Origin of the sequence: Gordonia sp. p3-SID1431 (assembly GCF_025143765.1) — a bacterium.
In the GTDB taxonomy this organism is placed as follows: Bacteria; Actinomycetota; Actinomycetes; order Mycobacteriales; family Mycobacteriaceae; genus Gordonia; species Gordonia hongkongensis.
Window position 1 is genome coordinate 1 of the sequence record NZ_JAMBDT010000134.1, and the last position, 11,140, is coordinate 11,140.

Below are 11,140 nucleotides of genomic sequence, written 5' to 3' on the forward strand. Positions count from 1 at the left end.
GTCGCATGCGACTTCAGTTGGGGGGTGGCGCGGCAGTCGGAAATCCTCCGCCCGCCCCGGGATCACGCCCCCGGCGAGGGACCGGGTGACGACCCGCCGGCGAGGTCCATCGCGGTGAGGAGCAACCGGGCGACGCGGGCGTAGGCCTGGTGCTCGGCCTCGCAGAGCGCGATCTCCTCGTCGCCGAGTTCGGCCTTGCGGGCGGTCGTGAGATTGTCCATCCACTCCCGCATCTCGGCGGCGCAGATGTCGAAGAACTCGTGGACGCGCTCACGGTCCTGACGGCACATGGCCAGCACGGTCGTCGGGGAGAGCTTGTTGTCGAGCTTCTGGTTGACCCGTAGGAGCCCCTGCAGCGCCACGGGAAGGCGATCGCCACGGCGGCGGTGCTCCAGTTTGGGGCCGCTCTCGAGGCGTCGGATCATCTCCCCGCGCGCCGACCGGGCGAAGTCGTCCCAACGTCGGAGTGCGGCATCGAGATTGGCCGGACTGAAGACCGCGACGTCGATGCGGCGCTGGGCGAAAACGAGCCCGTTGCGCACGACCAGCGCGACTTCGGGCCACCGCGGCGAGAACTCGGCGACGACCATTCCGAGCAGCGAGGGTGCGGGCACCGACGAGCTGAGGATGGTCACGATCTCCAGGGAGCGGGCGTCTCGGGTCGGCCGGAGCAGTGAGGTGCCCGTCGACCGCAGGAAGATGGCCTTGCGTGGGCTCACCACGGCGGGACGTCCGGCCGCGCTCATCGCGGCGCGGGCCAGTTCCACGAGATGGTCTTTCGACTGCGGCACCACCCCGCCCTCGACGGGGGCGTCGAGGAAACGGGCCGGGGCGGTGAAGCGCAGGGTATCGGCGTCCGTGCTGCCGGCTCGATCCGAGTCGGCCGGCCGGCCGGCGTCGGTCTCGTCGGCGTCGTCGGTGTCGAGACCGTCAGCCGGGGAGTGGTGTCGGGCGAAGGACGGGTCGCCGATGCTCACGAACGACGGGTGGATGACACCCCACACCTCGCGCAACGCCCGCACGGCGGCGCCGGCGAGGTCGCCGGACCGAACGGCATCGACTTCGAAGCAGAAGGCGCTGCGACCCTCGAGCCGGCACCAGCCACGATCGACGATGTAGGTGGCCTGGCGCATCCACCGGTCCTTGTCGGTCCAGGTGAGGTCCCCCGCCGAGATGGTGCAGCGCAGGCGGTCCGCCGACTCGGGACTCCCGGCCACCGCGAAGGTCATCCGTCGTCGCCATCCTCCGGCGGCCGCCTCGACGATCGACAGCGTCTGACCCGGCAGGAGACGTGGCACCCGAACCGCGAGAGTGTCGGCGAAGTCCCGCCAGGCCGCCTCGAGGTCGGCGTCGAAATCGGGGGACATGCAGGCTCCTCGTGGGCGGGACGTACGCGGACCGGATCCGAATAGTACGACGCCGCGCAGACACCCGTGGCGACACCCGCAACAGAACTACAGGGGGGCGGAGTGCTCGACCGTCTCGTCGTAGACCGGGTCCCACGGGAGATCGTGGTCGGCGTAGTCGGTGCTCGTCAGCGCCACGTGGGGTACCGGTTCCCCGGTGAGCGATTTCCACGTGATCGAGTTGACGATGCGGACCGCGGCGGCGTCGAACATCGTCGGATGCCAGGTGTCCGCGGACTCCAGCGGACCCATCACGCGCGGCGCGGGGAGCCGGGGATGCGCACCGGACTGCCCGGCTCGCGACATGTCGCAGAGCACACAGGTCCCCGACGCCGACGGCAGATGACGGCGGCGTCTGGCCCACGCTTCGGCGCGCATCGGGATGACCGTCAATTGCACGAGCGTCCCGGCGGCGCTTCCGACGGCGTGCGTCGACGGTGCGACGAACTGACGGTTGTCGCCGGCAAGGCTCCGATACGAGGCGAGGGACGGTTGCGTGGGCACCTCGAGGTAGTCGCCGGCGTCGAAGTCCGGCACGCCCGTGAACGCACTACCGCTGACGACGTTGACACCGTCGACGCCGATCATCACCAGGAACGGGTGCAGGTGCGGCGAGGAGAAGTCGAGCCAGGTGGCCTCCGACTGCCACATCGGGATGGTCGCGTGCGCGTCGCCGTCGGGTGAACCCTGAGCGAGGCGGAGGGCGCCATGGCCGCCGACCGCGCCGGGCCGTCCGACCGGGTCCGGGGTGCGCAGAGCCCGCTGAAACGTGACGTGCAACCGCGCGTCGCGACCCAGTTCGGGAAAGGTGATCGTGAGTGCGCCGCGATCCGTGGTGATGGCCATGTGAGGGCTCCGATCGATGACTGGAACCGCTGAGGGTTGCCTAACCGATTGAACGCCTCATCTGGCCGCGGTGCGATGCTCCGCGTCGAAAATCGTCCGCGCAGACTACGTGCAGAGGTGTTGCCGGTACCGATTTGCCTGAGTCACTTGGCCGGTGAGCTGCGATCCGCGGCGTCGTCGTCGGACAGCACGACGACGCGCAGCGCCGCCCGCAGGTTGTGCGTGGTCGCCTTCCAGGCTTCGGCTTCATGGCGGCACGCGTCGGCCTCGGCCGGGTCCGACGCGGCGGCCGCGTCGACCGCCGACCGCCGCCAGGTGAGGTGCTGCTCCTCGCTGGTGTTGATGTACGAGAGGATGTCGGCCTGGCTGTACCGGCAGATCTTGGCGACCTCGCGGGCGGACAGCGAGCGGCCGTCGGGGTCGAGTTCGAGCAGTGTCTGCAGAGCGTCGGGGAAACGGCCGTCGTTCCTCGCGGTCAGTGGTGCGTCCTCACCGACCTTGGCGATGACCGACGGGGCGCAGTCAGCCAGGAACGTGAACCACTCGGCCAGCGCCGAGCTCAGGTTGTGCGGATGGAATACGGCGCACTCGACGGTCAGCGTCGCGAAGACCTCGTCCTCGAGGAGATGCACACGTACCGCCGACCCCATGGTCGGCTGGGCGGCGACGATGTCGGCGGCGCGCCGGCGGTCGGTGATGTCACCGGCGAGGCGCGCGAAGAACTCGAAGCGGGGTGCGTCGCTGCGCGGACTCAGCCACGACGAGACGGGCTTGGTGGGCAGGGCGATGTCGCCGTCGGCGTCGGTCTGGATACGGCAGCCGGTGAGGTCCTCGAGCGAGCCGACGAGCAAGGCCCGCAGATGGTCGGCGTCGAACGGCTGGACCGCGACCTCGATCTGGGGTTCGGGGCGCGCGGCAGGCGAATGGTCCAGGAACGCGGGGTGCACGACCTCCCAGACCTGCCGGAGCGTCAGCACCGTCGTGTGCGCGAGCTGATCGACGCGGCGCCGCCCGACTTCGAAGATGTGGGTTCCGTTGCGCAGACGTCGCCACCCGAGGGCGGCGAGGAGGTCGAGATGCTCGGCGAAGTACTCCGGCGTGGGATGCAGGTCGGTGTCCTCGATGGTGCAGCGCAGCCGGCGCGAACCGGTGACCGAGAATCGCATCGTCCCGTGCGGACCCTCCGGGATGGCGGGGTCCTGCTGGATCGTGAGGGTCTCGCCCGGCTCGAGATGCGACAGACGATCTCCGACGTGCAACGCGAACGTGCGCCACGCGTCGTCGATGTTCGAGTCCACGGTGAAGTCGGTCATCTCGACTCCCTTCCTCGTGCGCTGACGTGCATGCGCATTGTGCAGCGATGTCAGGATCGGGAGCACGCTCCACCGAGCTGTTCGACGGCCGGCCCCGAACCCGCCTTCGGACTTCAGGTTATGTGACTCGGCCGACAGACTTGGTCACTTGAACAGACCCGTCGACGAAGCCTTGCCCGAACCGTACCCCTAGGTCGGCGGCCCGGCTGACTCAGGCATCGGTTGTTAACCGACAAGAAGTACTTGTGTCCCCAGCCCGGGGGACACCCGTCTCACGGGCGGTTCTCAGACGCTCTGTCGTTGACGCCAGCTCAGGGTCACCGAGGTCCCGTGCGGTCCGCTGGTGACGTCGGATGCGTCGCAGAGTGCCGAGATCAGGGCGAGTCCGCGACCGCGGTACGGCGACGACGACGCATCTGTCTTCCACTGCCCCGTGTCGGTGACGATGACCTCCAGGGACTCGTCGCGCGTCTTCCGCGCCCGGACATCGATGGCACCGGGCCGGGTGCCGGGCGATGGGGTGGCGTAGGCGTGCTCGGCCGCGTTGGCGACCGCCTCGTAGACCGCGAGGACGATGTCGCTGCGACGCTCGGCGTCCACGCTGATCGTCGCGTCCAGCCACTGCGCGAACTGTTGCCGGAAGCGGTAGGCGGTCTCGGGAGAGGCCGTGACCGAAAATGCGAGACCGGTCGCGTCCGTCCCGTCCGAGTCGCCGGGGTCTCGGTGAGCCGATGAGATCCGAACCATCTGTGACTAACCAGCCGGACGGTCGGCCAGCCCCTCTGTGGTGGTCATGGCCGTGATCGCATGGTTCAGCGTCGGGTAGAGCACCATCGTCTGGTCGAGGCCCATGATGGTGAGGGGGCGGGCGGTCGCCGGTCCGGCGGCCACGACTCCGAACATGCCGGTGGGTGCGATGGCCTCGTGTGCCGCGACGAGCGCCGCCATCCCGGCGGAGGCCAGGAACTCGGTGGTTGTCAGGTCGATGATCAGACCGTCGGGTTGTCCGCTCAGCGCCTGCGACACGGCGTCGGACAATTGCGGGGCGGTGAGCACGTCGATGCTGCCCTCCACGGTCAGGATCACCAGTTGCTCATGTGCTGCGGACACCACCGACATCAGCGCGCGTCCGGCACTCAGGCCACTGTCGTCGACGATCACAGCATCAGGATTCTCTGCCTGCATCGGGTGGCCCTCTCTACGGGGGACGGCGGCAGCCCGACTTGCGGCCCCGTCCCGGGAGATGTACGACGGCAGCTGCTCAACCGGTGATCCCATCGTGCCACGGCATGACGCCACGCCGGTACCGGGGTGCGCGAACGCCCTCGGCGGTTACTTTCCGAAGAGCCGGCCGAGGAAGGGGATGGTGTCGGCTTGCGACCGGACCAGCGTGCCGCTGTGGTCGCTCGGATAGGTCCGGAAGGTCACCGGCTGGCGGTTGGCGGTCAGCGTCGCCGCATAGGCCGCGGTGGTGGGATACGGCACGTCGGTGTCGAACAGGCCGTGGCCCATGAAAAATGGCTTGTCGAAACCCTTTTCGGGCATGCCCAGGTAATTCGCCAGGGTCGCGGAGAATCTCGGCAGACTGGTCAGCGGGGCGGTGAAGTAGTCGCCGAGCGAGACGCCCCGGAGCTGCTCCTCGAATTCGCCGACGCAGCGGGTCTCGGCGAGGGCCACATACTTCCGGCCGGTCGGCGTGAGGATGCGATCGATGCCGAGCTCGGGGTGTGCGTATCGGAGTCCGGCGAGGATGTAGCTGAGGTAAGCGGTCAGCGCCGGGGTGATCGCCACCGGCGGGACACCCGGACCCGCGATCTGGACCAGTCGTTCGATGTAGGCCGGCGTGCCGGTGCCGACGGCACCCCGGTAGTCGAGCTCTTCACCGCCGAACTCGGTCGCGTAGCGCGCGGTGTAGATGGCCGCGCCGCCGCCCTGGGACTGCCCGACCGCCGCCCAGGAGCGCGACAGCCGTTGTGCGACAGGTCGAGTCGAGGAGAACTCCCGGCCCGCTCGCACCATGTCGACGACGTTGTGGGCCGTCGTGCGGCCGTCGAGGTAGGCGTGCAGACCCGGGGTGCCCAGGCCGGCGTAGTCGCTGGCCACGATGGCGTAGCCCTGCTGCATCCACTTGGCGAGGTACGGCAGGTCGCGCTCGGGCAGGCCCGGACCCCGGACCGAGGGGGCGCAGTCGTCGCCGATCCCCGACGTTCCGTGGGCCCACGAGATCACCGGCCAACCGCCCGGCGGTGCCGTCCCCCGTGGGGTGAACACGGTCCCGGTGCTGAGCGCCTTCTTGCCGAAAGCGTCGGTCGTGACATAGGTCAGGACGGTGGCGTCGGCGGAGCCGGGCACCCAGAACTGCGGGGCGAGCGGCCTGGCGGAGACGACCGTGCCGACGTCGCCGAGGTTCGACGGCGAGGAGATCGCCGGGCCGGCGGCGAGGGTCCCGGCCGCTCCGGAACCGCCGATCGCGACCGCCGCACACACGGCCAGTGTCAGAACCTTGCGGTGCCATCGCGTCACGATCCACACCGTACTGCGAACGGGTGCCGGTCGTCGATTCCTCGCCTGTTCCGTTATCGCTCAGTTCCTTTCGGTGCGCCGGGAGCGGGACCGTCGGCCACGGCAATACCCTGGTTCGGACAAACCCGGCAGAGAGGTGTCACGGCATGGCGTTGCGAACGGTCGGGTTGCCGACCCCGGGGGAGATGAAGCCGAGGTGGGCTGCGTATGGGGCACTGCTGGCCGTGCGGGGTGAACGCTGGGCGCAAGGGGCACATGCGACCGTTCACGGGTGGCACTACGACGACGGCGGAGGCAACTGGGCCGACGTGGTGTCGGCCGGTTCCGGCCGTGCGGTGCTCGTCGGGCACGACCATGAGTACTCCGAGACGTATTTCCGCGAGGGGGCGACGTACTTCGGCGAGGAGGAGACCGACCTGCTCGCCGATGCGCCCGGCTGGTGGGAAGCGGCGATCGTGCCGTACCTCGACCGGCAGCGCACCGCGGGGATGTGGATCGGGTTCATCTACGGCTTCGACGGCCGGTGGATGCGGTCCGACTACGACGCCGATGACGGCTTCACCAGCGTCGGTCTGCCGTTCACCGACGACGAGACAACCGGCGACGCGCTCGTCGATCTACTCGGCAACTGGTTCGGCGAGCTGGGACTCACGTCGCAGGCCGACCTCGGCACCCGGCTGCGGGCGATGGTCGCCTCCGGTGATGCGCCGACGGCGGCCGACTTGCGGCGGATACTCGGACCGGCGGCCGCGCACGCCGACATCGACGCGGCAGTGGCTGCGGCGCAACGGTTCTGACGATGCCAGGTCCGTCGCGCCGCGCGTCCGTCACCGCGAGCGCAGTTCCCGCTTGAGCAGTTTGCCGCTCTGGTTGCGGGGGAGCTCGTCGACGAACCGCACCTTCTTCGGGACCTTGAACGGCGCGATCCGGGTCCGGACGTGCTCGATCAGTTCCTGTTCGGTCACCGACCGGCCGTCCCGCACCACGACGACCGCGGTGATGGCCTCGATCCACTTCGCGTCCGGCTCGCCGATGACGGCCACCTCCGAGACCGCCTCGTGGGTGTAGATCGCGTCCTCCACCTCGCGGGAGGCGACCAGGATGCCGCCGGTGTTGATCACGTCCTTGATGCGGTCGACCACCGTGATGAAGCCCTCGGCGTCGCGGGTGACGAGGTCGCCGGAGTGGAACCAGCCGTCGCGGAACGCGTCCTCGGTGGCGGCCGGGTTCTCCCAGTAACCGCGGCACAGTTGCGGCGAACGATAGAGGATCTCGCCGGGAACCCCGGGTTCGACGTCGTTGCCGTCGGAGTCGACGACCCGGGTCTCGACGAAGAACACCGGCCGGCCGCACGACGACGGCCGGTCCTCGTGCTCTTCCGGGCGCAGAACCGTTGCCAGCGGCCCGATCTCGGACTGTCCGAAGCAGTTGTAGAACTGCATGCCGGGGAACTGCTCGCGGAGCCGGTTCAGCACGGTCACCGGCATGATCGACGCGCCGTACTGGGCCTTGCGCAGCGAGGACAGATCTCTGGTCGCCAGGTCCGGGTGACCGGCGAGCGGAACCCAGACGGTCGGCGCGAGGAACAGCGACCCGATGCGGTCCGCCTCGACGCGACGCAGGATCTCCGGGATGTCCGGGGTCGCCATCAGCCGGACGGTCGCGCCCACGGAGAGGTACGGAAGCATGAAGACGTGCATCCCCGCCGAGTGGTAGAGCGGCATGGCGATCAGCGGGTTGTCATCCGCGGTGAAGTCGAGGGCGATCACCGACGACACGTACTCGCTGATGAGTGCCGCGTGGGACATCATGGCGCCCTTGGGCTTCGAGGTGGTTCCGGAGGTGTAGAGGAGCTGGGCGAGATCGTCGCCGTCGGCCGCCGAGGTGAACTGGCCGGCCGGGCTGGTCGCCGTCTCGAGAAGCGAATCGTCGGCGTCGCGCAGCGGGACGATCTCCTCGACCTCGGCGAGATCGCCGCGGATCTCGTCGATCCGTTCGGACAGGGCGGGGTCGACGAGGACGGCACGTGCGCCGGACTGCACGACGAGATAGCGGAGTTCCTCACCCCGCAGCGCGTAGTTGATCGGGACGTGGACGAGTCCCGCGCGGCAGCACGCCAGGAAACCGATGACATACGCGTCCGAGTTCGTGCCGTATGCCGCCACCCGGTCGCCCTGCTGCAGTCCGCGGGCCACCAGCCCGGCGGCGGCAGCGGACACCGCGTCGTCGAGTTGTCGATAGGTGAAGGAACGGTCGTCGAAGACCAACGCGGTGCGGTCGGGATGCCGCGCCGCGGACCTGCGGAGGATGCCGTCGATGGTGTTGGCGGAAGAAGGTCGCGAAGCCATGCCGTCGACGATACTTGGACGTCCTAGTGAACCGTGGCGGATCCGCCCATCAGGGCCCGGGTGTGCCCGTCAGGGCCAGAAGATGGTGCCGTTCAGGAAGTCCTGGGCGAATCGGTTGCCGGTTCGGTACTCGCCGCCGAGTGGGACCCCGAAGTAACCGCCCGCTCCACCGGTCTCCTCCCACTTGCGCCGGATCTGGCCCCAGACGATCTGCGCGCCACCGGTTTTCGACCAGGTGACCACACCGCCCTGGAAGTCGTTGCTCCGTCCGCTGCCCGACCGGTACTCGTTGCTGACCGGATAACCCAGCGCGCCGCGCTCGGCCCCGGCCTTCTGCCACCGGCTCCGGATCGCGCCGCCGACCTGGTGTGCCGTACCGCCGTCGGCAGCGGGGTGCCAGTAGAACGACGTGTCGCGTGAGAACACCTGGAATCTGCCGCGCTTGGCTCCCGCGCGCTCGGGGCCGGTCGGGACGCCCCACTTGAAGAAGCCGCCCGTCGACGAGTAGGCCTCGCCGATCTTGCCGCCGACGAGGTGACCGTTGATGATCCGATCGGCCTGCGCGCTGGGCGCGAGCATCACCAGCGACACCATCGTCGCCACGACCGCGACGCTCGCCACCCGTCGTCGGACGCGTCTGCGAACGGACTCCGGACGGAGGTCGCGGGCGGGGCTCGGCGTCGACGTGGTGAGAGCAGACATGCGCGCGATGGTACGGACGTCCCACGACGCCTGCTGTTGGGCAGCTCACATCAGGGGTGTCACCGCAGGTGTCAGGGGCCCGCGGGAGCCTCGGGTAGGGGTGGGTTCTCCGTGGTGGTCGTGGTGGTCGTCTCCTCCGGGGCTTCTGCGGCGGGCGGCGCGGCATGGGTGGAGGGGTCCGGCGCCGGCGGATCCGTCGTCAGGGGGTCCGGCGCAGACGGTTCGGGAGCCGGGGCGGCGGGCGGTGCGACGATCCAGTTCGCCGACCGGACGGTCACCGGCTTCGACGCGCCGACCGCCGTCAGCGTCAAGGTCCACACCCCGGTGCTGGTGGTGGAGCCGGACACCGAGGTGCGCTGTAGGGCCGAACCGGCGACCGACCGGGTCACGCCGTCGGTGCACGAGAGGGCGACCGTACCCGCCGAAGAGTTGCCGGGGGCCGTGCAGCCCACCGACAGCCCGGCGTCGTCGAAGCTGAAACTGTTGATGAACTCCCCCGAACCGCTGAACGAGGTCGGCGTCGCGGGGGCCTCGGCCGGGGCTTCCGGTGCCGGCGCGCCGGGGAGGCCCGGCTCCGACCCGGGTTCGGGCGCCGCCGGACCCGGCGCCTCGTACCCGGGCGCCTCGGGGACCGGGGCGTCGGAGGCGGGCACCGATGCATCCGGAGGCGGCGCGTCCGAGGCCGGTCCCGGGCTGCCCGGCGCGGCGGGTGGCACCGAGGAGTCCGATTCGGACGAGTCCGGTCCAGCGGAGTCCGGAGCCGCCGAGTCCGAGTCCGGAGCTCCTTCCGGCAGACCGCCGTGCTCTGCGGCGCGATCCTCGAGGGCCGGGGCGGCCGCGGGATCGCCCGGCGCGATCAGTCCGTTGTGCTCGGCGTCTTCTTCGGTGTCTGCCTCGAACGGCGTGTTGAGCGCGGCCGGGGTGGGCAGGAGACCCGACGGTGGCGGGAAGCGGCTGAGGTCGAGCAGTCCGCCGAGCGGTTGCGAGAAGATCTGCCCGGTCAGGAAATTCAGCAGTTGGAGCGCGTCGCCAACCGGTGTGCCGGGGGCAGCCGGGACCGACGGCGCGGGCACGATGGTCGTCGACTTGCCGACCGCGGTGACGTTCTGGTTGTTGTACGCGATGCGGGTGACCGATCGACTCTTGTAGCCCTCCCACGTCTGGCCCTCCAGCCGGTACCCGCCGAGCGGGGCGGCGGCCGGCGGAGCGAGCGGATTGCCGCACGAGCACATGGCGCGCGGGACGCCGGCGGAGTCGACGTAGACCGCTGTCCCACGCTGCAGGACGGACTGGAACGGGACCGCTCGGCCGGAGGTGTACGAGTGGTTGGTCACCCAGGTGTCGGTGGTCAGCACCACGGGGGTGAGGGTGTTCAGATAGTGCGGGATGTCGGCGGTGCCGATGCCATAGACGCCGGCCCAGGCGCGAGCCGCCGGGGGATCGGCGAGCAACCGGTTGCTGAGTGCCGCGGTGTCGCAGGCGGCGGTGTCTCCCGCGGCATACAGCCCGGCGTCGGTGCCGTTGACCGCGCGGCCACCGAGGTCGGCTGCGCCCGCGGTACCGGTGAGTGCCACGTTCGCCGGGAGGTCGCCGGCCCCGGACACGAGGACCGGATCGGTGAACGGATCGATCCCGGGGTCGTTCGCCGCGGTCAGGGTGAGGCCGGGGACGTAGATGTCCCCGTCGCGGGCCTTGACGACGAAGACGATGCCCGCGGCGAGGACGAGCGCGAGGACGACCACGACGGCGCTCAGTACGAGGGTCAGTGCGCGACGACCGTCGGGCTGCGGCGGGATCGCGCCGTACGGGGTCGACGGGTGGGTCGGGGGACCGGGTGGATAGGTCATCGCGCAGCTCCTACTGGTCCACTCCTGCCCGGGCGGGCAATCGTTCGACCCGAGCCCAGTATCGGCGCGTCACAGAACGGGGAGCAAGGCTTGACCAGCATTTTCACGTCGTCGACGGCAAATCTCGACCGTTTGGACCACACCGCCGTAACGCC

General features: G+C 69.8%; 10 protein-coding genes. 1 reads left to right on the forward strand and 9 read right to left on the reverse strand.

Annotated elements, in window-relative coordinates:
• Positions 1 to 62: 62 nt before the first annotated feature.
• The 6 genes from M4D77_RS21925 to M4D77_RS21950 form a co-directional block, all read right to left on the reverse strand.
• A complete protein-coding gene (locus M4D77_RS21925; RefSeq protein WP_259937385.1) occupies positions 63 to 1,367 on the reverse strand; it encodes a TY-Chap domain-containing protein in 1,305 nt (434 codons plus the stop codon).
• A gap of 87 nt (positions 1,368 to 1,454) precedes the next feature.
• A complete protein-coding gene (locus M4D77_RS21930) occupies positions 1,455 to 2,252 on the reverse strand; it encodes a hypothetical protein (RefSeq protein ID WP_065631342.1) in 798 nt (265 codons plus the stop codon).
• Positions 2,253 to 2,395: 143 nt separating this feature from the next.
• Entirely contained in the window at positions 2,396 to 3,565 is a 1,170-nt protein-coding gene (locus M4D77_RS21935; RefSeq protein ID WP_137809082.1) for a TY-Chap domain-containing protein, read from the reverse strand.
• A 285-nt stretch (positions 3,566 to 3,850) separates the two neighbouring features.
• Positions 3,851 to 4,312, reverse strand: coding sequence for an ATP-binding protein (locus tag M4D77_RS21940; protein WP_259937388.1), 462 nt, complete (start codon positions 4,310 to 4,312; stop codon positions 3,851 to 3,853).
• Between the two features lie 6 nt (positions 4,313 to 4,318).
• Entirely contained in the window at positions 4,319 to 4,750 is a 432-nt protein-coding gene (locus tag M4D77_RS21945) for an STAS domain-containing protein (RefSeq protein ID WP_065631340.1), read from the reverse strand.
• 147 nt (positions 4,751 to 4,897) lie between these two features.
• Complete coding sequence (locus M4D77_RS21950; RefSeq protein WP_205334274.1) at positions 4,898 to 6,097, reverse strand: lipase family protein; 1,200 nt, start codon at positions 6,095 to 6,097, stop codon at positions 4,898 to 4,900.
• 137 nt (positions 6,098 to 6,234) lie between these two features.
• On the opposite strand from M4D77_RS21950, the gene M4D77_RS21955 reads away from it, so the two are divergent.
• A complete protein-coding gene (locus M4D77_RS21955) occupies positions 6,235 to 6,885 on the forward strand; it encodes a hypothetical protein (RefSeq protein WP_259937391.1) in 651 nt (216 codons plus the stop codon).
• 30 nt (positions 6,886 to 6,915) lie between these two features.
• Here M4D77_RS21955 and M4D77_RS21960 read toward each other — a convergent pair whose 3' ends face one another.
• The 3 genes from M4D77_RS21960 to M4D77_RS21970 all read right to left on the reverse strand — a co-directional run bounded on the left by M4D77_RS21960 (position 6,916) and on the right by M4D77_RS21970 (position 10,985).
• Positions 6,916 to 8,436 (reverse strand): acyl-CoA synthetase, encoded by a 1,521-nt coding sequence (locus M4D77_RS21960; protein ID WP_259937392.1) that lies wholly within the window; start codon positions 8,434 to 8,436, stop codon positions 6,916 to 6,918.
• 69 nt (positions 8,437 to 8,505) lie between these two features.
• Positions 8,506 to 9,138 carry an LGFP repeat-containing protein gene (locus tag M4D77_RS21965; protein WP_065631336.1) on the reverse strand — a complete coding sequence of 211 codons (633 nt, stop codon included), beginning with the start codon at positions 9,136 to 9,138 and terminating at the stop codon, positions 8,506 to 8,508.
• Between the two features lie 71 nt (positions 9,139 to 9,209).
• The gene (locus tag M4D77_RS21970) at positions 9,210 to 10,985 is read right to left on the reverse strand and encodes a DUF6777 domain-containing protein (protein WP_259937394.1); all 1,776 of its coding nucleotides are present in this window, start codon (positions 10,983 to 10,985) and stop codon (positions 9,210 to 9,212) included.
• Positions 10,986 to 11,140: the final 155 nt, after the last annotated feature.

What these genes read in the sequence shown, in the direction of transcription:
- M4D77_RS21925 (WP_259937385.1), bottom strand. Translation starts at nt 1,367, where the DNA reads ATGTCCCCCGATTTCGACGCCGACCTCGAGGCGGCCTGGCGGGACTTC.
- M4D77_RS21930 (WP_065631342.1), bottom strand. Translation starts at nt 2,252, where the DNA reads ATGGCCATCACCACGGATCGCGGCGCACTCACGATCACCTTTCCCGAA.
- M4D77_RS21935 (WP_137809082.1), bottom strand. Translation starts at nt 3,565, where the DNA reads ATGACCGACTTCACCGTGGACTCGAACATCGACGACGCGTGGCGCACG.
- M4D77_RS21940 (WP_259937388.1), bottom strand. Translation starts at nt 4,312, where the DNA reads ATGGTTCGGATCTCATCGGCTCACCGAGACCCCGGCGACTCGGACGGG.
- M4D77_RS21945 (WP_065631340.1), bottom strand. Translation starts at nt 4,750, where the DNA reads ATGCAGGCAGAGAATCCTGATGCTGTGATCGTCGACGACAGTGGCCTG.
- M4D77_RS21955 (WP_259937391.1), top strand. Translation starts at nt 6,235, where the DNA reads ATGGCGTTGCGAACGGTCGGGTTGCCGACCCCGGGGGAGATGAAGCCG.
- M4D77_RS21960 (WP_259937392.1), bottom strand. Translation starts at nt 8,436, where the DNA reads ATGGCTTCGCGACCTTCTTCCGCCAACACCATCGACGGCATCCTCCGC.
- M4D77_RS21965 (WP_065631336.1), bottom strand. Translation starts at nt 9,138, where the DNA reads ATGTCTGCTCTCACCACGTCGACGCCGAGCCCCGCCCGCGACCTCCGT.
- M4D77_RS21970 (WP_259937394.1), bottom strand. Translation starts at nt 10,985, where the DNA reads ATGACCTATCCACCCGGTCCCCCGACCCACCCGTCGACCCCGTACGGC.